A 25,993-nucleotide genomic window follows, 5' to 3' on the forward strand; every position below is an offset into this window, starting at 1 on the left:
TAATATTCTGAAAAGAGGAAAAAAATGAAAATTCTATTTATTGGTGAATCATGGCATATCCATATGATCCACACTAAAGGTTATGACAGCTTTACTTCAAGTAAATATGAAGAAGGTGCAACTTTCTTATTAGAATGTTTAAGAAATAAAGGCGTTGAAATTGATTATATGCCTGCACATACCGTGCAAATGGCATTCCCTAAAACCGTAGAGGAATTAGAGAAGTACGATGTTGTCGTTATTAGCGATATCGGTGCCAATACTTTCTTATTACAAAATGACACTTTCTATAATATGAAAGTATTACCTAACGCACTTGGATTAATTAAACAATATGTTAGCCAAGGTGGTGGTTTATTAATGATCGGTGGTTACTTGTCATTTATGGGAATTGAAGCCAAAGCTAATTATAAAAATACATTATTAGCCGATGTATTACCGGTTGAAATGTTAGATGGTGACGACCGCGTTGAAACCCCTGAGGGAGTTTTTGCAACACCCGCTAATACAGGCCATGAATCAATTAAAAACTTTGGTAATTGGCCAATGTTTTTAGGTTATAACAAAGTTGCTGCTAAAGAAAATACACAAGTTGTTTTAAATATTGGTGAAGACCCATTATTGGTATTCGGTGAATATGACAAAGGAAAAACAGGCTGTTTTATGAGTGACTGCTCGCCACACTGGGGAAGTCGTGAGTTTATGGCTTGGGAGCATTATTCAGATATGTGGGTAAATATTCTTAAGCAAATCGCTCGTTAATTAATTCTTTAAAAGTAAAAAATCAAAATAAAGAAAATGGGTGCTGAGTTAATTCAGCACCTTGTAAGCCGATTACAAAAAATAATGACTCATAGTCAAAAATCCAAAAGGAATATTTTATGAGTGTTAAAAGTTATTCTACCCCTTTTTTAATGATAGCGACGGTATTAGCCGGTATGTTATCGCCAATGCAATCCGCAGTGAATGGGCAGCTGGGTGATGTATTAAAAGATGGAAATGCGAGCGCCGTTATTTCATTTGCCAGTGGTTTGGTGGTGATGTTTTTTATCATTATTGCGAAGAAACAAACCAGACAACAATTTGCAGCAATTCCTAGCTTAATTAAAAATAAAAAAATTCCATTGTGGAATTGGTTTGCAGGCCTGTGCGGTGCGATGGTGGTGTTTTCTGAAGGCGCATCCGCGAGTGCATTAGGTATCGCAACTTTCCAAACTGCATTGATTTCTGCACTATTATTATCAGGCTTGCTGTGTGACCGCTTTGGTATTGGTATCGATGAGAAAAAACCATTCACTACCTTTCGTGTATTAGGTGCTGTTTTTGCGGTTGTCGCAACATTATTTGTGGTTTCACCACAATGGCATTCAAGTTCTGCCATTTATTTAGCTATTTTACCTTTTTTAGCTGGCTTGTTAGCAGGGTGGCAACCTGCAGGTAACTCAAAAGTTGCAGAAGCAACAGGTTCAATGATGGTTTCTATTACGTGGAACTTTATTGTTGGTTTTACCGTACTGACGATAGCGCTCGTGATCCGTATGGCATTAGGTCATCTCACTTTAGATTTACCGGGTGTTTGGTGGATGTATCTAGGTGGTCCGTTAGGTTTAATGTCCATCGCATTAATGGCAATCTTAGTCCGCGGATTAGGTTTGTTGATGCTCGGTGTTGCTTCAACGGCAGGGCAGTTATTAGGTTCGGTACTGATTGACTTATTGCTACCGTCTTTGGGCAATACCGTGTACTTAGTGACTATTATTGGAACAGTATTTGCTTTAGTCGGCGCAATTATTACGACCATTCCTGAGTTTAGAGAAGCCAAAGCGACAAAAGCCGCAGGAGTATAAAATGAAAGGTTATATCCAAACGGTGACAGGGCCCGTTAAAAAAGAAGATATGGGACTGACATTACCACATGAACATCTGTTTAATGATTTATCAACGGTTGTCGATGAGCCATTTTATGACTTCTCACATGTGTTGGTTGATAAAAAAGTCAGTGCCGATATTCAATGGGGACTGAAGTACGACCCATATTGCTGCTGTGACAATATGGATAAAAAGCCAATCGAAGATGTGATTTATGAAGTCAATAATTTTAAGGAACTTGGTGGTAAGACATTGGTAGATGCTACAGGTTCTAAAGCGATTGGCCGAGATGTACATCAACTGCGCGAAGTTGCCATTAAAACGGGTATTAATGTGGTTGCTTCTTCTGGCCTGTATATTGAAAAGTTTGAAGGTAACCGGTTAGTCAATGATATCGATGCTATGGCTAAAATGATTGATGATGAGCTCAATGTAGGCATTGATGGAACGGATATTTGTGCAGGAATGATTGGTGAAATCGGGGTATCTCCTTTTTTTACTGATGGTGAAAAGAATAGCCTAAGAGCGGCATCAGTAGCGCAACTGGCTAATGACCATGTTTCAATGAATATTCATATGCCTGGTTGGCAACGTCGGGGAGATGAAGTTCTCGATATTTTAATCAAAGAAATGGGTGTTAATCCCGCTAAAATTTCATTGGCACACTCAGACCCGTCAGGTAAAGATTTTGACTATCAACGCCGTATGCTTGATAGAGGTGTTTGGCTTGAGTTTGACATGATTGGTCTAGATATTTCATTTCCAAAAGAAGGTGTTGCACCAACAGTAACAGAAACTGCGGATGCGGTTTGTAAACTGATTGAGATGGGGTATGGGGCACAAATCGTGTTGAGTCATGATGTTTTTCTCAAACAAATGTGGGCAAAAAATGGGGGTAATGGCTGGGGATTTGTACCCAATGTTTTTCTCTCGTTATTGGCCAAAAAAGGGGTGGATAAATCGATGATTAACCGCCTTTGTATTGATAACCCTGCAAACTTATTAGCATAGAATACCCTTTGTTATTTTTAGAATTCTTTGGATGGAAAATTAGTAGCAATCACTTGTGGTTGCTACTTTTTTATGGCGCCTTTAAAACAGTTTGCTGACTTAGAGAAATGTACCTAATACTATAAATCAGTCAATTGATTGATTTTTCAATGGGTTTGTATTGATGATAGATAATCAATTTTATCAATAAAGTTCATCTTAAATTAACATTTTCGGTAAATATCAATAACAATGGGTATCTAAATAAGATACAATTCTGCTCTATAAATTCGTACTCAGATGACGGAAAAACGTTGCACCTGCGCACTTCAATCAGACAATTTGCTGCCTATCTTGCACTATTGGCTGTGGTTATGCTGTTTATCGCTCCATTGTTCTCTAAATCGATGAGGCTGATGGAACACTGCGTGAGCACTAACCCTAATAGTACAATTGAGCATTCATCAATGGCAGGCCATTCGATGCACTCGCATCAAGGTATGCTGATGCCTGAAAATTGTGACGTTTCTGCACCAATGAATCACATGTTAATGACGGGGATTGGGCAATCTCCGATGGAAGACATTGCATGTGGTTACTGCCAATTATTGATCCACTTTCCATTTCTTATCTTATTTATTGCTGCAGTTATTCGGCAATTAGCCACGCTGACACTATTTATTCCTTTTGAACGTTGTGTTCACATTTGGTTATTTAGACCATGGTCATTACACCTTGCTCGAGCCCCGCCTATTTCCTGATGTCTTAGCATTGTAAATATTACAAATCAATTTATTGCTATTTTGCCTTCACTGGGCAAAACGCGTTCGCTCACCTTGAATTTTTTTGCTTATTAAGCAATTTATCTGTGGGAGCTGAAATGTGTTTGCAGCCTAAAAGATGAAGGCAGCATCTTCCTTTTCTAAGAAACAGGTGAAAAATGAATACACACGTTTTTAAAGTGGCTCCTATTGCGACACTGGTCATTAGTGCAATTTTTACGGCGTCTACAGTTGCTAAAACTGAAATAAACCAAAGCCTACTTTCAGATAGTTCAGTGATGATTGTTACTGCGCCGGTCGACTCACCATTAACCATTACGACATCCCCTAAAACACCAAGGCAGCCAGTCCCTGCAAGTGATGGTTCTGATTACCTCAAAACCATTCCTGGTTTTTCACAAATACGTAATGGTGGAACTAACGGTGATCCGGTTTTTCGCGGCATGTTCGGTTCTCGTTTGCGTATTTTAACCAATGATAGTGAAATGTTAGGTGCGTGTCCTTCTCGCATGGATGCGCCGACTTCTTATATCTCACCGGAAAACTTTGATGTATTGAATATGATTAAAGGCCCGCAAACTGTTTTATGGGGGCCTGGAAATTCTGCTGGAACAATCCGTTTTGAGCGCGAAAAGCCGTTATTTACTGAAGCGGCTATTAAAGGCAACGCAAGTGCCTTAACGGCATCTAATGAGCGTTGGGATGGTAATGCAGATATCAGTTTAGGTAATGAAACGGGGTATATTCGTGTCATTGGTAATAAATCACGTTCAAATGATTATAAAGATGGCAATGGTGATAAGGTTCCTTCGAAATGGGATAAGTGGAATGCAGATATTGCTGTTGGCTGGACGCCTGATGAATACACATTATTAGAACTGACTGCCGGTAAAGGTGATGGAGAAGCTCGCTATGCGGGGAGAGGAATGGATGGGTCTCAGTTTAAACGCGAAAGCTTAGGTTTGCGCTTTGAAAAGAGTAATATCGGTGATGTGTTAGATAAAGTTGAAGCTAATATCTACTACAATTATGCCGACCATATTATGGATAACTACTCGCTGCGCTCTCCATCAGGCGGTGGAATGGGGGGGGGCCATATGGGGCATGGAGGCCATGGTATGATGAATATGCCAATGAAAATGCGCGTTGACCGTGAAACCATGGGCGGCCGTACCATGGGAACATGGCTGTGGAAAGATTATGAACTGCGTGCAGGGGCTGACATGCAGACCAATAAACACCGTAAAAACAATAATAATAGTTGGAAAAAAGATGCACAATTCCAAGACTATGGTGTTTTTAGTGAATTAACTTGGCATGCGACTGAACAAGGTAAAGTGGTCAGTGGAGCTCGTTTAGATCGCGTGATAGTTGAAAATAATACAGGCGTGGGTTCTTCAGGGCGAAATACGGTGATGCCAGCAGGCTTTGCACGTTATGAGCATTCATTATCTGGTACGCCGGTTATGTTATATGTAGGTGTTGGCTATACCGAACGCTTTCCGGATTACTGGGAGCTGTTCTCGCCTAAACTCGGCCCAGATGGTAGTAATAATGTGTTTGATAAGCTAAAAACAGAAAAAACGACTCAGTTAGATATTGGGGCTAAATATAGCCATGAAGATACCAATGCATGGGTTTCTGCATATGTGGGTCGTGTCGATGATTTTATTCTCTTCCGTTATAGCGCAACAAATCCAAGAATGAGTCAGGTTGAAAATGTGGATGCGTTAATCATGGGGGGCGAGCTCGGTGTAGCACAAAAACTCAGTGATGAATGGAAAGCAGATGCAAGCTTGGCTTATTCGTGGGGAGAAAATCGCACAGATGGAAAGGCATTACCGCAGATGCCACCGTTGGAAAGCCGTTTTGGCTTATCATGGGAAAAAGGCGATTGGACCACGACAGGTTTAGTACGCGTTGTTAGCCGCCAAAATCGCGTTGCTATAAATGATGGTAATGTGGTGGGTAAAGACTTCAGTAAAAGTGCAGGTTTCACGATTTTTTCATTAAATACAGCATATACAATTAATGAAAACATGAAGTTAAGCGCAGGCGTTGATAATCTGTTCGACAAAACCTACAGTGAGCACCTTAACTTAGCTGGAAATAGCGGTTTTGGTTATTCATCCAATGTGCCAGTAAATGAACCAGGAAGAAATTTCTGGGCAAAAATTAATGTGACATTTTAATTATTAGGTAAACAACCCGTACAGTTTCCGTATGGGTTGTTTGCTATTTATTAAATAATAACAGGAATATAGTAATTTAGCTCTTGAATAAAATTTCGTGAGTCATTCACGAACGCTTCATAAGAGGGCTTCGATTTCAGGACATATTGTTCTACATCTGGTCCTTCGCCACGGACGATGTCCATTTCAGCAAGTACCTTCCCATAAGCAGTATAAATAATATCATTGTAATCTATACCATGAAGGCTACTGGTTATCTTGATTTCTAAATAATTACCTGCAGGTAATTGTAAATGGGTTGTCTGGGGAAGTGCAATCTCTACATCTTGTTCATCTAGAGCCGTGGTATATAGGAAATGGCCTTCTGCATTCGCACTTTGGTCTACACCATGAATTGCATATAAATGCTGAGTGACATAAGGGTTTTTATCGAAAAAAGCTTTCCAATAGTATCGGCGTAGCTCATCTGTTTTTAGGTTCCACTCATTAATATCTTTAGTGTAACGATGTTTAATGCCGAGTAAATTAATGGCTGGTAATTGAGTCAATTTAACTCGAACATTTAACTCTTTACTTTCTCGTAGAGGTAAACAGAACCCTTCAATCTTCCAACCTTCGCGTTTTCGATATTCAGAAGGGGTGAGATTAAATTGCTTTTTAAACGCGCGGCAAAAAGTTTGTTGTGAGTCAAAACGGTACCTCAGAGAAATGTCCATGATGCTGTCATTTGTTAGCCGTAATGCGACAGCAGAACAAGAAAGGCGTCTGGCTCGGATATAGGAACCAAGCGCGAGCCCTGTTTGGTTCTTAAACAGGCGCTGAAAGTGCCATTTGGTGTATCCTGATTTATCGGCAACAGTATCTAGGGATAGGCGAGATTCTAAATTTTGTTCTATCCAGAGAATGATTTCCCTGATAACACTTTCTTGTAGCATGATTTTCCTTTCAGGTCTCTTTTACTTACCAATAAAATAATAAGCCATAAAATACATCAAGGTTATGACTGGCAAGTATTCATAGGTGCTCGTAATATGATACCACGCCAACTGACAATTTTATTAAAAAGATGTGAAGTTAAGTAAGTTTTGGGAAGTAAAAAAGTAGGAATATTACCTAAATACACCTATTTAGAGTTTGTGTAATTTATCTAATTTTTACATATTGCAGTATGGACTGAAAGTAATGAACATGGCATAAATAGGGTGAAGTAATTTTATTTTTATCGAAAACAGCCTGTTGAAGTAATCTATTTTGGAGGCTCAATATAAGAGGTGTGTAATGTAAACCATTAATCTGAAAAGGTCATTTAGTATTATAAGCATAACATGAAATATTTTGCTTTATCATCTAAATTTAATGTTGTAATTCCGACTAATAAATAAAAAAAAACGTCTTTTTTTATGATGTGAAAAAATTAAAGTTATTATAATTATCCTCTGGAAACTTATTGATACGCATGAATACAAATTGTCACTAATTTCTTAAGGTTATAACATTAAATCAAGCAAGATGGTTTTATCTAATTGAAGATCTAAGCTAGAATTTTAGTTAACGTGAAAATACAACGTTTAGTCGTCGACTGATTATAATGTAAATTTAGCTATTGATAGTGAGATTAAACAATGTGACCAGCTTCACGAGTTAAATGTAATGGTGAAATTATATAGTCTATTTATATCATTGTATTAGCTAAAAATTGGTTTTTTAAGTCATAAATGAATGGTCTTTAAATGACTTATTTAATTAGGTTTTTATTATTTTAAGTCAATTTATAAATTTATGGTTGGTGATAATTTACGCACCGGTTAATTATATTAATTTTAATATTTAGTAGAGGTTATTATGGGGAAAGAAAGTATTGCTAAAATGCTAGGGATAAAAATCCGAAAACAACGAGAAAACCATAAAATATCGATAGAAAGAATGGCGAGCTTAATCGGTGTAACAGAAGAAGAAATGAATCGATTTGAGACAGGAGAGAGTTGTATTGATGTTGATTCATTATTTCAATTTGCATATCTCTTCAATGTTGACCCGGCTTCTTTTTTATATGGGGTTGTCAATGTAAATAGTGGAATGTGTAGATTAATACACTGATTGTAAGTAATTTGATTATGTTATATTAAATTTTACGGTACTATTATATAACCCACTAATATAATAATGTGATCTGTTTCTATCAGAATAATCTTTATATTTTATGGTAATCAAATATATCCATAGATATTTAGCTGTTTTATTACTTTATCTGTTAGCTCATTAGCGTGGCTCCATTGATTAATCTTAGCTAATTTTGTGTTACTACTGAGTCTTAAAACAAATTGGTCAAGTTGCTTTACAATGAAATTATCTTGATTAACCTCTTGATATTTTTCATTAAAAGAAAGTTTTTTCTCTACCTCATAGCGGTTATTGCACTGCTTCAATGATAGTTTATCTGAGATCTTTCCTGTATTGAAAAAGATTTCAAATGAAACCAATAAACCGTTTTCTTGGCGTAGATTAATTATTAATACGTCGCCATCGGCTCTTTGAGTAAAGGGATGCGAGAACTGAATAGAAGGGAGTGAAAGGACAAAATCAGGCATTAATGATAACAATAATTCTATGTTCTTTGTGATGGTGTTTCGTAATATATTGAATGGTAGTTGGTTTTCAGGCTCTACTATTCGGTGTGTTGTGATACGTAATAACCCTGTTTCGCTACCCTGTTTAGGCATTAAAGATGCTTTTATTTGATTGAACTGGTTATCAAAGCTCAAAGGCTGGTTGTAGTCAATAAATACGTCATGGCGCATGGCTTGCTTTAATATTTCATTCAGTTCGCTTTCACTAAAGTTAGGGATATCATTTAATAGAACATCTTTTCCTGCAGTTACCGCTGTTTGAATAGCAAATTTGAGTAATTCATCACTACAAGTGGATGTCACTATGATGCAATCAACGTCATCATTGTTGATTAGCGCTTCTATCTTTTTCTTTTGGCACATGAAGTCAGTCATAGAAGGAAGAGATGGGGACAAATGGCAAATTGACTTTAGCTCACTATGATGGGTGCAGCATTTTATCGCATCTATATAAAGTTGGTTATAAGGAGCAGTGCCGATTAAACCAATACCAGAACGATTAATTGATGTGACAGAGTGCTGTTCTTCAAGTAAACGCAGGTGGCCGAGTAAATAAAGAAAGTGTGTATTTAACATGCTTAGCCCTTATTCTTAGTTTATCTAACACGCGATATAATTCCAACATAGCAGGGTGAAATAATAATTTCATTTTATTGTCATTTTAGAATTTGTATTTTCTGATGGGATTCACAAATTAAAGAAAAAAATGAAACTTAATAAGTATTCAATAATGACGTGTATGTTAATCAGGGAAAAGGTAGGAAGAGGCTCTGAATTAATGGAGGTGTTTAATTACAGAGCCGTATAACTAGACTAAGCTGCTACCTTGACGATAGGCTAATGCAACGGTCAGTGATTGTGCTAAACATAAGGTGGCTGACTGCGAACGAAATGCATCTACTTGGGCTTCTTTGATAACAAAACAAACATCACTGAAACTTGCCAACGGGCTGATTTGGCTATCAGTAATAACGATTTGCTGTGCACCCGCTTGAGCCGCTTTCTCACTTACCATGACAGTTTCCGAGGCGTAAGGTGTGAAACTGATTGAAATTACAACGTCGTTTTCACTGATCCGACTGATCTGCTCTTTGAACATTCCACCAAGCCCATCAATAAGGACAGGACGGCATTCCAAATGGCTAAGTGCGTAACTTAAATATGTTGCAACGCTGAATGAACGACGCAAACCGATAATGTAGATATTCTGTGCATTCGCTAAAAGCGATACAGCTTTTTCAATATCTTCAGCAGGGGTTCTAGCTGCCATTTGTTGTAACGCTTGGGCGTTAGAATGAGCGAACTCCTTCAAAATTTGCGAAGGGTCATCACTCAGTTCTTGGGAACCATCCATTTCACGAAACATACGGGCTCTATCTGTGTAGCTGGCCGTCTCTTCCACAAGGTTCATACGAAATAATTGTTTCATTTCATTAAACCCACTGAAATTAAAAGCATTTGCAAAGCGGATCAGCGTCGAAGGCGGAACCTTAGCTTCCTTTGCAATGACGGCAACGGTATCAAACGCGACACTATTCGTATTGTCTAATACATAGCGTGCCACTTGCTGTAGCCGTTTACTTAGTTCGTCATATCGCGAGCGAACTTGCTCTTGAAACTCATTTAAATTTGATGCACTTGACATATAACCTCCAGAATTTGGCTCTAATTGTAGTTGTTTTACAGCGTTAGTCGAATCTTTTTGAAACACTTAGTTCATATTTAAAAATTTTCTTTTTTTAGGATCGCGAAATAATTTGAATTTGGGATAATAAATTGAACAGCTTACATCAATTTGTTCTCTTGTTTTCTTGATTGAAAGAAAGCCCTGTTTAACTCAATACAACGGCAAAATAGCCAATAAATAGGTGATGGATATAAGTTTAGGATTGGTATTTTTTTAGTCGCGATTAAAATTTCGCAAAAACTTTGTCTAGATCACATAAATTGAATGTTATTTCAAATTTAGTTGTAAATGAAACAAATATTTCATATACATTGAGTAACAAGGTAACTCTGTCAGCTAAAGAGAGGCAACATGGAACAGATTCATAATTTCATTGGTGGTGAAATAGTATCCAGCAAAAGTGGGCGTTTTGCGCCTGTATTCAACCCGGCAACGGGGGAGCAAATTGCTCAAGTTGTACTCAGTAGTGCCGATGAAACAAAAAAAGCTATTGAGATTGCGAATAAAGCATTTCCTAAATGGTCAAAACTATCTCCCCTAAAACGCTCTCGGGTTTTATTCAAATTTAAAGCTTTACTTGAAGAGAATATGGATGAACTGGCGCGTTTAATTTCAAGAGAACACGGTAAAGTTTTTTCTGATGCGGTAGGTGAATTAACCCGAGGTTTAGAAGTCGTTGAATTTGCATGCGGTATTCCTCACTTACAAAAAGGTGAACACTCAGCCAATGTTGCTACAGGTGTTGATAGCCACTCATTAATGCAGCCTTTGGGCGTTTGTGCGGGGATAACGCCATTTAATTTCCCAGCAATGGTACCGATGTGGATGTTCCCAGTGGCTATTGCAACAGGTAATACCTTTGTTTTAAAACCGTCAGAAAAAGACCCTTCTTTAGCATTAGCATTAGCTAAATTATTAAAAGAAGCTGGCTTACCTGATGGCGTATTTAATGTTGTTCAAGGGGACAAAGAATCCGTCGATGTACTCTTAACTGCACCAGAAGTTCAAGCCGTTAGTTTTGTTGGCTCAACGCCTATTGCAGAATATATTTACACGACGGCATCCGCTCATGGTAAACGCTGCCAAGCACTTGGTGGCGCGAAAAACCATTGTATCTTAATGCCTGATGCAGACATGGGGCAGGCAGCTAATGCTATTATGGGCGCCGCGTTCGGTGCTGCAGGTGAACGTTGTATGGCATTATCCGTTGTCTTAGCTGTCGGTGATGAAACGGCAGATGCGCTCATTGCTAACCTGAAAGGCCAAATTGCTAAAATGTCCGTGGGTCCTGGTATGACGGAAGGCAAAGAAAATGACATGGGGCCCGTAATTTCAGCACAGCACAAAGCAAAAATCTGCGACTATATTACCAGCGGTGAAAAACAAGGTGCGACGTTATTGGTCGATGGCCGTGACTTTAAAGTGAAAGGCTTCGAAAATGGTTATTTTGTAGGGCCAACATTATTTGATAATGTCACGCCTGAAATGGACATTTATCAAGAAGAAATTTTTGGGCCTGTATTAGCCGTAGTGCGAGTTCCAGACTTTGAAACGGGTTTGAAACTGATTAACCAACATGAATATGGTAATGGAACGGCTATTTTCACTCGTGATGGCGAAACAGCGCGCGAATTCCAAGAAAATGTTCAGGCGGGAATGGTCGGGATTAACATACCTATTCCAGTACCGATGGCATTCCACAGTTTTGGTGGTTGGAAACGGTCTATTTTTGGTCCATTAAATGTACATGGAAATGACGGTGTTCGCTTCTATACTCGCATGAAAACAGTCACTAGCCGTTGGCCTGCAAGTGTTCGCTTAGAGCACCATGAAAGTAGTTTCACAATGCCAACCATGGAATAAACGGAGACCCGTATGAATAAGCAGAAAATGACGACCGCTCAGGCGTTGGTTAAATTTCTAAACCAACAATATGTTGATGTCGATGGTGAGCAGTATCCGTTTATTCAGGGAGTATTTACGATTTTTGGCCATGGTAACGTTGTGGGTTTAGGTCAGGCGCTTGAAGAAGCGCCTGGTCATCTACGCGTTTATCAAGGATGTAATGAGCAAGGTATGGCGCACATTGCGACGGGTTTTGCTAAACAAAAAAAACGTAAACAAATTTTTGCTGTGACATCCTCAGTCGGCCCTGGTGCCGCAAATATGATCACCGCAGCAGCAACGGCAACTGCCAATCGTATTCCATTATTATTGTTGCCAGGGGATACCTTTGCGACTCGTCAGCCCGACCCAGTATTGCAGCAAGTCGAACAATACGGTGATGGAACTATCAGTACTAATGATTGTTTTCGCCCAGTTTCACGTTATTGGGATAGGGTTTCACGGCCTGAACAGCTGATGGCGGCGATGGTCAATGCCATGCGAGTGTTAACTGACCCTGCGGATACTGGCACGGTAACCATTTGCCTACCCCAAGATGTTCAAGGCGAGGCGTGGGATTACCCCGATTATTTTTTCCAAAAACGCATCCATCGTATTGAACGTAGACCACCGACAACAGTGAGTATCGAAGAAGCCGTAAATCTAATTCGTAGCAAGAAAAAACCATTACTCATCTGTGGTGGTGGGGTACGTTATTCCGAAGCTCACGACGCATTTTTGCAATTTGCTGAAGATTACCGTATTCCATTTGGCGAAACCCAAGCGGGTAAAAGTGCCGTCGTTGCTAGTCATCCCTTGAATATGGGCGGAATTGGTACAACAGGTGGGCTAGCAGCAAATTTGTTGGCTAAAGAAACTGACTTAGTGATTGGGGTGGGGACTCGCTTTACGGATTTTACCACCGCCTCGAAGTCATTATTTAGCCATCCAAATGTAACATTCTTAAATATCAATGTTGCGGAGTTTGATGCAAGTAAGTTAGATGCATTGAAAGTGGTTGCAGATGCCAAAGAAGCGTTACAAGCACTGAGTATAAAATTGAAAGATTCTCACTATGAAACTCAGTGGGGGGATGAAATTCAGCAGGCTAAACAACAATGGAAAAATGAGCTGGAGCGCTTGTTTAGTATACAGTACCGGCCATTAGATTTTGTTCCTGAAATTGCAGGCCATCTTGATGACAAGCTTGAAGAGTACCGTAAAACGCTTGGTACAGAACTGGCGCAAACACGGGTGTTAGGCTTGATGCAGCAATGCATGGAAGACGATGCCATTATTGTAGGTGCTGCAGGTTCATTACCGGGTGATTTACAACGTATTTGGTTACCAAAACAAAGGGATACCTATCATCTTGAATATGGCTATTCATGTATGGGCTATGAAATTGCCGCCGCTGTTGGAGCTAAAATCGCTGCACCGAAACAACCTGTTTATGCGATGGTTGGAGATGGCTCTTATTTAATGCTACACAGTGAGCTGCAAACCGCGATTCAGGAGAATATTAAGATCACCATTTTATTGTTTGATAACGCGGGATTCGGCTGTATTAATAATCTGCAAATGAGCCAAGGCATGGGAAGTTTTGGTACAGAGAACCGCCATCGAAACCCACAGACGGGGTTGATGGATGGGCCGTTAGTGAAGGTCGATTTTGCTAAAAACGCAGAAAGCTATGGCTGTAAAAGTTATCGAGTACATGATGAGGAACAATTGATTGCCGCACTGAAAGACGCGAAGTCCCATTCGGGCTGTGTATTGATTGATATTAAAGTACTTCCGAAAACAATGACCAATGGTTATGAAGCTTGGTGGCGGACAGGAACGGCACAAATTTCTAAAAAGCCTCAAATAGTTGCTTCTGCTGAAAAGATTAAAGAGATGGTGGAACATAAAGTACGTCTTTATTAATCAATATATTGCGTTAGTGTCTTATAGTATCCAAATAACTCGACGGTGTTTTACCGTCGAGGAATGTTCTTCGTTTTCTTAATGGGTCAGATGTGTAACTAAGTAGGGTAGTTACTGGAAAATTAGCAGGGATTGCTTTGGTTTTAATTTGCATAGTGGTTATTACTTGCCGTTCTATATTCGCTATACTTCAAGTTGTATAGGGGACAGCACTACGCTAATCGCCAATACAACTCGGATCATTTGGATTATATACCCAGCTTTGGCTGGGTTTTTTTATGGTTCTTATAGTTTGAAAATTATTTTATTGAAATGTATGTTTTATTTTAAGGTAAGAAAAGATCAAAAAAAGAAGTTATGAAAATTTAATGTGCGAGCAAACACTGACTTTATTGTTAAATGCTGTTCGCTTACATTGTCAATTTGTGATCTGAATAACACTAAAAATACACTTTAATATAACATTTGTTATCTAGAGCCCAAAAATATAATTTTCAAAAAATTATAAATTGAAATGAATGTTTTATTTGGTATATTCCGTAATATCCAAATAGTGGATTTAAGGTATCAAGGAGCATTTGAATGTTCAATATAGCACTATTCGGCGCAGGACGTATCGGACAGGTTCATGCTGTTAATATTGCCGGCCATAAAGAAACCAAACTTTATTCTGTTATCGACCCTTATCAACCGAATGCGGTTGCCTTGGCTGAAAAATACCAAGCAAAAGTACAGACGACAGAAGAAGCAATGCAAGACCCTAATATACAGGGGGTTTTAATCGCTTCAGCCACAGATACTCACGCTGATTTAATCGAACTCGCCGCCAAACATAAAAAAGTGATCTTCTGTGAAAAACCTGTTCATCTCGACCTTGAGCGTGTGAAGCAGTGTTTAAAAAGCGTGAAAGAACATAATGTTCCACTGTTTATTGGTTTTAATCGTCGCTATGACCCTCAATTTCGCCACTTGAAAAATTTATTCCAACAAGGCGCTATTGGTAAAGCAGAATCTTTAATTATCACGTCTCGTGATCCGTCACCACCACCTGCGGAATACGTGAAAGTCTCCGGTGGTATGTTCAGAGATATGACGATTCATGATTTTGATATGGCGCGCTTTATGATTGGCGAAGAGCCTTGCTCTGTCTACGCACAAGGCAGCAATGTTGTTGACCCTGCTATCGGTCAAGCAGGTGATATTGATACTGCGTTTATCATCTTAAAATTCCCATCTGGCGCAATGGCGACCATTTCTAACAGCCGTCGTTCAGGTTATGGTTATGACCAACGCATTGAATTACATGGTGAAAAAGGCTTATTAACGGCAGGTAATATTAAAGAGAATAGTGTTGCACTGTTAAGTGAAGTTGGATGCTTATCCGCCAAGCCAGAGTATTTCTTCTTACAACGCTACCATGAGGCATACCAAGCAGAGTGGCAGCATTTTGTTGATATCTTAGCTGGTCGTGCGGAATCTGAAACGACAGGTACCGATGGTGAATTGGCTTTATATCTTGCAGACAAAGCGCTGGAATCATTAAAAACAGGTAAAGAAGTTAAATTGTAATTAATACGGTAATACTATTTAACTTAATTATAGACTTGCGGTTAAAAATCTATTTTTGGCCGCAATTGTAAATATATTCATTTATCAATGAGTATATAAAATACTGACCTTACTTTTATTTAATACTCTTTAGGCTTTCAATGTTCTGAGATTAATTGAGGCTTTTTATAATCTTACTTTTTTTAATTTAACTGATGTATTTATCGTTTTAAATTCGCGAAAACTATTTTCAAAGAGTTTATCGATCAGGCCTAAAGCTAGCAAAGTAGCGATTCAAACCAGAGTGCCAGAAACTTATTTCATTATTTAACATTTAACATTTAACATTTAACATTAAACATTTATTTAAATATTGAAAAATTGTTTTTTTGGTAAGACATAATGATTCAAATAATAAGGTAATAATATGTCATTAATCATGAATCTCAATCAACAACAGAGAAAAAGGTTGCACCAAATAACCTTGGTTGCAACCTTTGGTGGATTACTATTTGGTTATGATACTGGTGTCATTAACGGTGCATTTTCATCACTGAAAGAAAACATGGGCTTAACGCCAACCACGGAAGGGCTGGTAATGAGTGTCCTATTAGTGGGAGCGGCATTAGGCAGTGTTTGTGGTGGACGTGTAGCAGACTTTGTCGGGCGCCGTACTTATTTGCTTTACCTCTCATTTCTATTTTTATTTGGGGCATTTTTATCTGCGGCGGCTCCAAATATTGAAGTTCTTCTTATTGCTCGGTTTATATTGGGCTTTGCGGTGGGCGGGGCTTCGGTGACAGCACCGACATTTATTTCGGAAGTGGCTCCGACTGAAATGCGGGGAAAACTTACCGGACTCAATGAAGTTGCTATTGTTATCGGGCAGCTAGCGGCATTTGCTATCAATGCAATTATCGGTTCTATTTGGGGGCATCTACCGGATGTCTGGCGTTATATGCTGTTAGTGCAGGCGGTACCTGCACTGTGCCTGTTATTTGGTATGTGGAAAGCGCCTGAAAGCCCACGCTGGCTAATGAGTAAAAACCGTCGTGAAGAAGCGCTGAAAATCTTGAAGCAAATTCGCCCTGAAAAACGCGCCATTCAAGAATATGAAGATATCGTGACCTTATTAGATGTTGAAGCTGCGGAAGCTAAACGTCACCCGAATGCCAATAAACAAAATTTAGCGTTAATTTTTAATACGCCTTGGATTTTTAAATTGGTATTAATTGGGATGGTGTGGGCGGCATTACAGCAAACGACCGGGGTTAACGTTATTATGTATTATGGTACAGAAATTCTCAAAACAGCGGGTTTTTCTGAGCAAACTTCTTTAGTTTTCAACGTATTAAATGGTGTATTTTCTGTCGGTGGTATGGTGATAGGGGTTCTATTCCTTGTTGACCGATTTAAACGTAAGACGCTGATTGTTGGTGGTTTTGCTTTAATGGCATCGTTACACTTATTAATTGCAGCAACAGACTACTTCTTAACCGGGGATGTTAAAGCAACATTAATTTGGTTACTTGGCGCGGTGTTTGTTGGGGTTATGCAAGGAACAATGGGCTTTTTAACTTGGGTAGTACTTGCAGAGCTATTTCCACTTAAAATCCGCGGGTTATCTATGGGGATCTCAGTCTTCTTTATGTGGATTATGAATGCGATTGTGAGTTATTTATTCCCTGTATTACAAGCAGAACTTGGTTTAGGTCCAGTATTCTTAATTTTTGCGGTAATAAACTACTTAGCTATCGTTTTTGTGGTGAAGTTATTACCAGAAACATCAAACAAATCATTAGAGCAATTAGAAGAAGAGCTCTCATCAATGTAATTATTACTTATTGGTGGTGTGAATATACCTAATTAACTTAATCGAGGGTTGGATATGATAGAACAACTAACCACAAGTAATTTGCATTTAGGTTGTCAGGCAAGAAATAAAGCTGAAGTACTCAAAATGGTGGGTACGGAATTTAAAAATAAAGGTTATGTTGATAGGGATTGTGTGCATTTCTTAACGGAAAGGGAACAGCAAATATCAACATTTTTGGGGAATGGCATCACGTTGCCACATCTACCTAAGTCTGCTAATGATATTATCTTGCATACTGGTGTTGAAATTTTTCAATTCCCTGACGGTGTGATATGGGACCGGACCAATGTGATGTTTATCGCAATAGGTGTGATTGCAAAATCAAGAGAACACATTGATGTACTTAGGGAAATCGCACTGATTTTCAGTGATGAGTTTATTGCCAATGCATTGTCTTTGACATCAAGTAAAGAAGAATTTTTAAGCATTCTTCATCGCTAGTTTTGAGTTCTGAAGAGAGTATGGGATCTTTACCTGATCCCATACCCAATAAATTTCATCTTTAGTTATTCTATTTCATTTCATTCCACGTTATGACGCTTCTATTGTTTTTCCCTTCCGTAAATTTAATATTTATTTTCTTATATATTAATTGATTACATTAAAAATTCACGTTGGATCACATAATGAAATTAATATTTCCAATAATATTGAAAATGAAACGAATGTTCCGTATAACATGATTATTGAAATAAAAATCTGGAACAAGTATTAGGCCAGCCATTGTGTTACATAAAATGAGCGAGAGGTAGAACAGATGAAAGAGATCCGTATCGGGATGATAGGTACTGGCTATATAGGACGAGCTCATGCCATTGCTTATGCACAAGCAGCAACCGTTTTTCCATTACAGGGGAAATTGGTTCGTGAAATGATTGCAGAAATTACCCCTGAGTTAGCACAGACCCGAGCTCAGGAAATGGGATTTAATCGTGCAACCGATGACTGGCGAAAATTAGTTGCAGATCCAAATATTGACGTGGTGGATATCTGTTCGCCTAATTTCCTGCACAAAGAAATGGCAATGGAGGCAATTAAGCACGGTAAACATGTTTATTGCGAAAAACCATTAGCGCTCAATTCTGAAGATGCCAAAGAAATGGTCGAAGCGGCTAAAAAGGCGGGTGTTTTAACGTTAGTGGGTTTTAACTATATGAAAAACCCTACCTCTCAGCTAGCCAAAGAAATCATTGCAAATGGCGAAATTGGAGAAGTTATCCATTTTTATGGTACCCATAATGAAGATTATATGGCTGACCCTAGCGCGCCGATTCACTGGCATTGTTTTAAAGAAAAAGCTGGCCTAGGTGCCTTGGGGGATTTATCTGCACATATTATTAATATGGCGCAATTCCTAGTAGGGGATATTGAAACCGTTTGTGGTGATATGGAAATTGTCATTAAACAGCGTCCAGAAAAAGTGGGTTCAGCCGTCATGGTTACGGTTGAAAATGAAGATCAGGCGCATGCCATGGTGCGTTTTGCTGGTGGCGCAATGGGCGTTATAGAAACTTCACGAATCGCCGCTGGCCGTAAAATGGGGCTAACCTATGTGGTGACTGGCACCAAAGGGACACTGTCTTTCACTCAAGAAAGAATGGCAGAGCTAAAGCTCTATCGTCATGATGAACCTAGCAACCGTCAAGGTTTTAAAACCATTTTTGTGGGGCCAGAGCACCCGGATTATGCGCCATTTTGTAATGGTGCAGGTCATGGTATTGGCTTTAATGACCAAAAAACAGTTGAAGTGCGTGATTTAATTGATGGCGTTGCAACAGGGCAGCCAATGTGGCCTGATTTTGAAGAGGGCTGGAAAGTATCACGAATATTAGACGCGATAGCACGTTCATATGATGAACAACGTTGGGTTAACGTTAAAGAAATCAATTAATTCTGTTGTAGTTAAGGGGTAATTAATGGATAAGCAGAAGAAGTTAGATGTTATCTGTATGGGCCGTATTGCCGTTGACCTGTACGGACAACAGATAGGTTCTCGTTTAGAAGATGTGAGCTCGTTTGCCAAATATTTAGGCGGCTCTTCAGGAAACGTGGCATTCGGCACTGCAATACAAGGATTAAAATCGTCAATGCTTGCCCGCGTGGGGGATGAGCACATGGGGCGTTTTTTACGTGAGGAATTACAGCGTGTAGGCTGTGATACCAGCCATCTTATTACAGACAAAGACAGATTAACGGCATTAGTTATCTTAGGGATCAAAGATCAGGATACTTTCCCATTAATTTTCTATCGTGATAACTGTGCAGATATGGCGATTACGCCAAATGATTTTACCGAAGAATATATTGCATCCGCACGCTGCTTGGCAATTACAGGAACGCATTTATCGAATCCGAAAACTCGCGCGGCCGTATTGAAAGCGTTGGAATATGCTAAACGTAATAACGTCAAAACAGCCATTGATATCGATTATCGCCCAGTCTTATGGGGGTTAACGTCTCTCGGTGACGGGGAAACGCGCTTTATTGCTTCCGATAGTGTCACGCAACAACTGCAAGATGTGTTATCGATGTTCGATTTGATTGTCGGGACAGAAGAAGAATTTCATATTGCAGGCGGGACAACGGATACGGTACAAGCACTCAAGAACATTCGCCAATTGACGGATGCGGAACTGGTGTGTAAACGCGGTTCTCTTGGCTGCTCCGTATTTAGCGGTGCGATCCCAGAAACATTAGATGAAGGGATCACTGTTCATGGTGTCAGAGTTGAAGTACTTAACGTATTAGGTGCTGGTGATGCATTTATGTCTGGTCTACTACGCGGTTATTTAAACGGTGATGGTTGGGAAAAAGCCTGTGCTTATGCGAACGCTTGTGGGGCTTTAGTGGTTTCTCGCCATGGCTGTGCGCCTGCAATGCCAACAAAAATCGAGTTAGATAATTACCTTGAACGTGCTGCGGCAGTACCACGTCCAGATCTCGATCCTATACTCAACCATCTGCATCGAGTGACTTCACGTAGCACACAGTGGAATGAGCTCTGTGTCATGGCATTCGACCATCGCATCCAATTCGTTGATATGGCTCGTAATGCTGGTGCTGATATTTCCTGTATTCCTTATTTGAAGAAGTTGATTTTCCGTGCTAGCAGTGAAGTGGCTGAAGAAGCAAATTTACAAGGTAAAGCTGGGCTACTTTGCGACAGTACCTTTGGCCAAGACGTATTGAATGACGTGACTGGTCGTGGTTGGTGGATAGGCCGTCCAATTGAGCTACCGGCATCAAGACCATTGTGCTTAGAACATGGCAATATCGGTTCTCAGCTGATCAGTTGGCCAAAAGAGCATATTGTGAAATGTTTGGTATTTTTCCATCCAGAAGACAACCATCCTCTGCGTTTAGAACAAGAAAAAACTGTTCAGGAAGTGTACAGCGCTTGTTGCCAATCAGGCCATGAATTATTGCTTGAAGTGATATTACCCGCGGATATGGAACGCAATGATGAGCTGTATTTACGCGCAATCAAACGTTTCTATAACTTAGGTATCAAGCCTGATTGGTGGAAATTACCACCACTACAAGCAGAAAATTGGGATGAAGTCGATGCGCTGATCCAAGAGCGTGACCCATACTGCCGCGGTGTCGTGCTATTAGGGCTTGATGCGCCACAAGCTGAGTTACAAGCAGGTTTTAATGCCGCAGCTGGGAAACCCATCGTCAAAGGATTTGCTGTTGGTCGTACCTTATTTGGTAAGCCTTCGTTGGAGTGGATGAAAGGCGAAATCAATGACGATGAGCTAGTTCAGAAAATCAAAGCTAATTACTTAAACCTGATAGCCCTATGGCGTCAGCGTAAATAATATTACTTTTACCTACACAGGAGCTTCATCATGGCAATCCAACTTGGTATCAACCCTTTGACATGGACGAATGATGATTTACCCACTTTAGGGGCAGAAACATCTCTAGAAACATGTTTAACTGAAGGTCGTCAAGCAGGTTTCGCTGGTTTCGAATTAGGCAATAAATTTCCACGCAAAGCGGAAGTTTTAGGACCGATTTTAAAACAGCATGACTTACAACTGGTTTCAGGCTGGTATTCGGGAGAATTATTAACTCGCAGCGTGGAAGAAGAAATTGAAGCGGCACAAGAACACTTAGCGTTACTGCGTGACTTAGGTGCTAAAGTGATGGTGTTTGCAGAAGTGACCAACTGTATTCATGGCGACCAAAACAAACCTGTTCATATGCGTCCATTGTTCCCAGCCGATAAATGGGAAGAATACGGTAAGAAACTGACCGAATTCGCAAAATATACATTATCTCAAGGTGTAAAGATTGCCTATCACCACCATATGGGAACCGTGATTGAGTCAGCAGAAGATGTTGATAACCTAATGAAGTACACTGGCGATGAAGTTGGTTTATTGCTAGATACTGGCCACTTAACCTTTGCAGGTGCAGACCCGGTTGAAGTGGCTAAGCGTTGGGCAAAACGTATCAATCACGTACATTGCAAAGATGTCCGTGCAGATGTCCTAAAAGATGTTAAAAACCGTAAAACCAGCTTCTTAGATGCCGTATTAGCCGGTGTGTTTACTGTACCGGGTGATGGTTGCGTTAACTACCCTGAAGTGTTTAAAGTATTGAAAAATAGCCAATACGAAAATGGTTGGCTGGTAGTTGAAGCAGAGCAAGACCCTGCGATTGCGCATCCATTGACTTATGCCACATTGGGTTACAACAATTTGTCTAAGTTTGCTAAGGATGCGGGTTTAATCTAAATCGTCGTCATATTTCAGTCTGTGGCGTTGTTGGCTTCGCTTACCCCCCCTAGTCACATACTTGTGTATGCTCCTAGGGATTGGTGCGCTAGCCGCCTAGCCACAAACTGAACTATTTAGACGATTATGCATTCTGTTTCAGTCTGTGGCGTTGTTGGCTTTGTTTATCTACTCTAGCCACAAACTGAACTATTTGATTGATGAAACGGTTAGTGACTAAAAAGAATTGCCTATCTAGAATCTAAAAAGTGTCAGAGGAAAGTTATGTCAAAATTATTGTCGAAATACCATGCTCCAGATGCACATAAGCGTACTCAGCATATCACTCCACAAATCGCTAACTGGGGTTATGTTCACTTTGATGTTTACGAATTAAAACAAGGTGAGTCTATTTCCTTACCTGCTTCTGAAAATGAAATGTGCTTAGTCTTAGTAGCAGGTAAAGCGACGATTAAAACAACTAATCAAACGTTTGAAAACATTGGCGACCGAATGGATCCTTTCGAACGTAAAAAACCCTATGCTGTGTATGTGACAGCCCAAGAGTTTGCTGAGGTCATCGCAGATACTGACCTTGAATTGGCTGTTTGCAGTGCTAAAGGAAAGGGCACCTATCCAACACGTTTAATTGGTCCAGATGATATTGGAGCCGAACAGCGTGGCCATGGTTACAACAAGCGCTATGTGCATAATATTTTACCTGATGATAAAGCCGCTGACAGCTTATTAGTTGTGGAGGTCTTTACAGATGAAGGCTGCACCAGCTCTTATCCAAGCCATAAACATGACACCGATAATGAACCCAATGAAACCTATTTGGAAGAAACCTATTACCACCGTTTGAATCCATCTCAAGGTTTTTGTATGCAGCGTGTTTACACTGATGACCGCGAGTTAGATGAGTGCATGGCGGTATATAACAAAGATGTTGTTATGGTGCCAAAAGGGTATCACCCAATGGCAACAGTGGCTGGTTATGATAACTATTACCTTAATGTGATGGCGGGGCCAACACGTAAGTGGTTATTTACATGGGAAAAAGACCATAACTGGGTGAATAGTGAGATCTATGCAGCGAAACATCGTGAAAAATAAGTCAAAAATAGTGATATATGAGTGAATTAAGTTCTGTTATCTATCTTTGCCGGTAAAGTATTTACCGGCTTTTTTATGCTTAAACTTAATAGGCTACGGTAAATTGTTGGCGAATAAATTGTGAATTATTCACTTCATCAAGAACAGCAACTGCAAAGTCTTCAACAGAGATTTTAGCAGGGGTATTACCATTCATTAATAATTGGTCCCCGCCAAGACGGAAGGTTTCTGTTCTTTCTCCTTCTTCAAGCATGGCGGCAGGCGAAACGTAGGTCCAATCTAATGAATCAATGGATTGTAATTGGTTTTTAAATTCTCTCATTGCTTGGGCGCCAGGCTTTATTTCAGCTGGAAAATCAGGGGAATCAATTAAATCAATACCTGCAGTGGTTTTTAGGCTTCCTGCACCACCCACCACAATGAACCGTTTGACCATGGATTTTTGTACGGCATGTAAAATTGCGAGGTTACCCGCGACAGTATCTTGATACAAATTAGGGTTCTGCCAACCGCCATTAAATGCACTGATGACAACATCCTGCCCCTTTAGCCGAGAGGTTAACCATGGAATATCGGTGATATCTCCAGCCGCGGTGATTAAGTGAGCGTGTTGAGATAGTTGATTACTATGACGAGAAATCGCTGTTACTTGGTGATGCCGAAGTAGCGCTTCAGCAACTAATGCTCTGCCAACAAAACCTGTTGCGCCAATAATCGATATTTTCATCTTCAGTTCCTCTTTGCTTGAATGTCACACTCAAGAATAATGATACTGATAGGGCTAGGCTTTAGGACTAAGACTTCTTTTCCCAATGTGTTCTTTTTTGAGTATAGAACAGACGTTCTTATTGGGGAATATGCTTAATTTTATTTTGTTTCTCTAAATAACTTTAAAATAATACTCGTCATGATGGCGATGGTTCCTCCTAAGGCGGTTTCAAGAACGCGGTCAAACAATAATTCATAGGTTGGGTGACGCCAATATATAACGAGCTCAAGAATGGATAAAATTAAGCTTGTCACGACAAATGTCATAAACGTATATCCATGATGAAAACTCATTGGCATTAAAAAGGCGAATACCACAACTGCAATTAAACCGATGTATGGCATAAGTGGTAGGTTGAATAAAAAATACAGCAATAAAACAGAAATAAGGCTGCCTAAGACTCTCTGCAAAGTAATTTTAACGATGCTTTGTGATTTTGGATGCAATACAAAAACAAAGGTCAATAATGTCCAATAAAAGTGCCCTAGATCTATACTGCGTGGAATGGCAAGTGCGAGTAATAGCCCTAAAGCATAAATCATCGAACGGGGAATAATATTTTTTCTCAACGTAAACAAATTTTGTTCAACTAAAGCACTCGTAATAACGCTATGGCGTGTCATTTTATGACTAAGGAGATAATACGTGATTAGCGTTACTCCACTGCCAATAATAAAACCTAATGCCAAACTTCTTGATATATCAGGTAAAATGGTGCCAATTGTCGACATGATAATCATAAACTTCATCGTTAAATCCATTGCAGGATCTGTGCCATACAATTGGTAATAAATGAACGAAAAAATGGCCAGATAAATATAATACGCCGTACCAAGCCGCAAGGTATCACCGATAAAAATAGCCACTAAAATCATCAATAAACAACAAGCGGTGTAAGCATAGTTTTTATATTCTTTTGCTGCATTGAATAAATTAAATGAATACAGTGTTGAGAATGTCGCCCACATCGCTGCTTGCGCATCTAAAATCACGAAAGCAGTTGCGGCACTAAAAAACATACAGCTGGTAAAAATAATCCCATCATGAATAGCAGGAAACGTTCTCATAATTCGATGCTCGTAAATAGAAACTTAACTCATTAATTAATAACGTAATTAAATATTATACGTCATGAAATTTCAAGGCGATAACTCAGTATTTATGACAAGTTACCATTAAATGGTATTCGTGAAGTTGGTGGTATCGATATTCTGTTTTTATGTGACAAAAAAGGCATAATAGGGAAGAGCAGTCGTAGCAATCAGAAAGGTAATAAAATGCAAATAATCAATCCTCATGATTTTGTTTGGGTCCGCAGCAATAATGATGTCGCGGTAGAGTCACTTCCTGAATGGGTTGGCTCACAATGGAACAGTAAATTACCGTTGACGGTATATCGAAATAAAGCGGATGAGAATAAACTGACTGTCGCAATTCGAGGAATTAAGCCACACCAACGCATCACGACACAAATTGAAAAATCGACAATCACGCATATTATGAATGTGGAATCCTTGGTGGCAAATTCGGTGGAACTACAACGTTCAATGTTTATTGCTTTACCACCTGTGCAGGTTTTATGGATCATTTCTCAGACTAAATGGCCTTGGCAATGGGGAGTCACAGGCAGCTGTGCTTACACTTTAGCGACAGATATCCAAAGTATGTTGTCTGACTGCGACCTTGATGTGGTCATTCGCTGTCCGAACCCTCAAGAAAAAGAAGATTTTGCTGAGTTTGCTATTAAGGCGAATACACCCTATTGCCCAATCGATATCCATGTTGAAACGCCTAAGGGTGGGTTTTCATTAGCAGAATGGTTTAAAAATGAAAAGGTTACATTACACACACCACTTGGCGATGTTATGACGGCAGACCCGTGGGATGAGAAATTATAGTTGTTATTTGTCTGTTAAATAATCGACTGTAGCTTGAATAGCCGACAAATTGGTTAAATATTAATTTTGATGTTCGAGCAGGTGATTTTTTACTAATCAAAT

At 39.5% G+C, this 25,993-nt stretch carries 21 protein-coding genes; 16 read left to right on the plus strand and 5 right to left on the minus strand.

The window, feature by feature from the left end; genetic code table 11:
• Positions 1–24 precede the first annotated feature (24 nt).
• The 5 genes from PSF28_RS14425 (at position 25) to PSF28_RS14445 (ending at position 5,833) form a co-directional block, all read left to right on the plus strand.
• The gene (locus PSF28_RS14425) at positions 25–762 is read left to right on the plus strand and encodes a glutamine amidotransferase (protein ID WP_109912712.1); all 738 of its coding nucleotides are present in this window, start codon (positions 25–27) and stop codon (positions 760–762) included.
• A 119-nt stretch (positions 763–881) separates the two neighbouring features.
• Complete coding sequence (locus PSF28_RS14430) at positions 882–1,847, plus strand: DMT family transporter (RefSeq protein WP_206082760.1); 966 nt, start codon at positions 882–884, stop codon at positions 1,845–1,847.
• Position 1,848: 1 nt separating this feature from the next.
• Positions 1,849–2,880 (plus strand): phosphotriesterase family protein, encoded by a 1,032-nt coding sequence (locus PSF28_RS14435; RefSeq protein ID WP_272685248.1) that lies wholly within the window; start codon positions 1,849–1,851, stop codon positions 2,878–2,880.
• Positions 2,881–3,266: 386 nt separating this feature from the next.
• Entirely contained in the window at positions 3,267–3,620 is a 354-nt protein-coding gene (locus PSF28_RS14440) for a DUF2946 domain-containing protein (protein ID WP_442958816.1), read from the plus strand.
• 179 nt (positions 3,621–3,799) lie between these two features.
• Complete coding sequence (locus tag PSF28_RS14445) at positions 3,800–5,833, plus strand: TonB-dependent copper receptor (RefSeq protein WP_272685249.1); 2,034 nt, start codon at positions 3,800–3,802, stop codon at positions 5,831–5,833.
• A 50-nt stretch (positions 5,834–5,883) separates the two neighbouring features.
• Here PSF28_RS14445 and PSF28_RS14450 read toward each other — a convergent pair whose 3' ends face one another.
• A complete protein-coding gene (locus tag PSF28_RS14450; protein ID WP_210840195.1) occupies positions 5,884–6,768 on the minus strand; it encodes a helix-turn-helix domain-containing protein in 885 nt (294 codons plus the stop codon).
• A gap of 907 nt (positions 6,769–7,675) precedes the next feature.
• On the opposite strand from PSF28_RS14450, the gene PSF28_RS14455 reads away from it, so the two are divergent.
• On the plus strand, positions 7,676–7,930 hold the full coding sequence (locus PSF28_RS14455; protein WP_272685250.1) for a helix-turn-helix domain-containing protein: 255 nt from the start codon (positions 7,676–7,678) through the stop codon (positions 7,928–7,930).
• 110 nt (positions 7,931–8,040) lie between these two features.
• Here the strand turns inward: PSF28_RS14455 and PSF28_RS14460 are convergent, their stop codons facing one another.
• Both PSF28_RS14460 and PSF28_RS14465 read right to left on the minus strand, forming a co-directional pair.
• Positions 8,041–9,036 carry a hypothetical protein gene (locus tag PSF28_RS14460; RefSeq protein ID WP_247605413.1) on the minus strand — a complete coding sequence of 332 codons (996 nt, stop codon included), beginning with the start codon at positions 9,034–9,036 and terminating at the stop codon, positions 8,041–8,043.
• Between the two features lie 232 nt (positions 9,037–9,268).
• On the minus strand, positions 9,269–10,105 hold the full coding sequence (locus tag PSF28_RS14465) for a MurR/RpiR family transcriptional regulator (RefSeq protein ID WP_004913314.1): 837 nt from the start codon (positions 10,103–10,105) through the stop codon (positions 9,269–9,271).
• Between the two features lie 393 nt (positions 10,106–10,498).
• On the opposite strand from PSF28_RS14465, the gene PSF28_RS14470 reads away from it, so the two are divergent.
• The 9 genes from PSF28_RS14470 (at position 10,499) to iolB (ending at position 23,224) form a co-directional block, all read left to right on the plus strand.
• Positions 10,499–12,010 (plus strand): CoA-acylating methylmalonate-semialdehyde dehydrogenase, encoded by a 1,512-nt coding sequence (locus tag PSF28_RS14470; RefSeq protein WP_210838912.1) that lies wholly within the window; start codon positions 10,499–10,501, stop codon positions 12,008–12,010.
• Positions 12,011–12,022: 12 nt separating this feature from the next.
• Complete coding sequence (iolD, locus tag PSF28_RS14475; protein ID WP_272685251.1) at positions 12,023–13,960, plus strand: 3D-(3,5/4)-trihydroxycyclohexane-1,2-dione acylhydrolase (decyclizing); 1,938 nt, start codon at positions 12,023–12,025, stop codon at positions 13,958–13,960.
• 582 nt (positions 13,961–14,542) lie between these two features.
• On the plus strand, positions 14,543–15,529 hold the full coding sequence (iolG, locus tag PSF28_RS14480; RefSeq protein ID WP_004262138.1) for an inositol 2-dehydrogenase: 987 nt from the start codon (positions 14,543–14,545) through the stop codon (positions 15,527–15,529).
• Positions 15,530–15,935: 406 nt separating this feature from the next.
• On the plus strand, positions 15,936–17,342 hold the full coding sequence (locus PSF28_RS14485) for a sugar porter family MFS transporter (RefSeq protein WP_004913304.1): 1,407 nt from the start codon (positions 15,936–15,938) through the stop codon (positions 17,340–17,342).
• Positions 17,343–17,396: 54 nt separating this feature from the next.
• Complete coding sequence (locus tag PSF28_RS14490; RefSeq protein ID WP_004262128.1) at positions 17,397–17,825, plus strand: PTS sugar transporter subunit IIA; 429 nt, start codon at positions 17,397–17,399, stop codon at positions 17,823–17,825.
• A gap of 316 nt (positions 17,826–18,141) precedes the next feature.
• Positions 18,142–19,275 carry a Gfo/Idh/MocA family protein gene (locus PSF28_RS14495; protein ID WP_272685252.1) on the plus strand — a complete coding sequence of 378 codons (1,134 nt, stop codon included), beginning with the start codon at positions 18,142–18,144 and terminating at the stop codon, positions 19,273–19,275.
• A gap of 25 nt (positions 19,276–19,300) precedes the next feature.
• Positions 19,301–21,205 carry a bifunctional 5-dehydro-2-deoxygluconokinase/5-dehydro-2-deoxyphosphogluconate aldolase gene (locus tag PSF28_RS14500; RefSeq protein WP_210838905.1) on the plus strand — a complete coding sequence of 635 codons (1,905 nt, stop codon included), beginning with the start codon at positions 19,301–19,303 and terminating at the stop codon, positions 21,203–21,205.
• Positions 21,206–21,235: 30 nt separating this feature from the next.
• The gene (iolE, locus tag PSF28_RS14505; protein ID WP_210838903.1) at positions 21,236–22,129 is read left to right on the plus strand and encodes a myo-inosose-2 dehydratase; all 894 of its coding nucleotides are present in this window, start codon (positions 21,236–21,238) and stop codon (positions 22,127–22,129) included.
• Positions 22,130–22,393: 264 nt separating this feature from the next.
• Positions 22,394–23,224 (plus strand): 5-deoxy-glucuronate isomerase, encoded by an 831-nt coding sequence (gene iolB / locus PSF28_RS14510; RefSeq protein WP_004913292.1) that lies wholly within the window; start codon positions 22,394–22,396, stop codon positions 23,222–23,224.
• 85 nt (positions 23,225–23,309) lie between these two features.
• On the opposite strand, the gene PSF28_RS14515 is transcribed toward iolB, so the two are convergent.
• Positions 23,310–23,951 (minus strand): NAD(P)-dependent oxidoreductase, encoded by a 642-nt coding sequence (locus tag PSF28_RS14515; protein WP_272685253.1) that lies wholly within the window; start codon positions 23,949–23,951, stop codon positions 23,310–23,312.
• 140 nt (positions 23,952–24,091) lie between these two features.
• Entirely contained in the window at positions 24,092–25,060 is a 969-nt protein-coding gene (locus PSF28_RS14520; RefSeq protein WP_004913289.1) for an FUSC family protein, read from the minus strand.
• Positions 25,061–25,270: 210 nt separating this feature from the next.
• On the opposite strand from PSF28_RS14520, the gene PSF28_RS14525 reads away from it, so the two are divergent.
• Complete coding sequence (locus PSF28_RS14525; protein WP_210838897.1) at positions 25,271–25,891, plus strand: malonate decarboxylase holo-ACP synthase; 621 nt, start codon at positions 25,271–25,273, stop codon at positions 25,889–25,891.
• Positions 25,892–25,993: the final 102 nt, after the last annotated feature.

The organism is Providencia sp. PROV130, from assembly GCF_028482225.1.
Lineage (GTDB): Bacteria > Pseudomonadota > Gammaproteobacteria > Enterobacterales > Enterobacteriaceae > Providencia > Providencia rettgeri.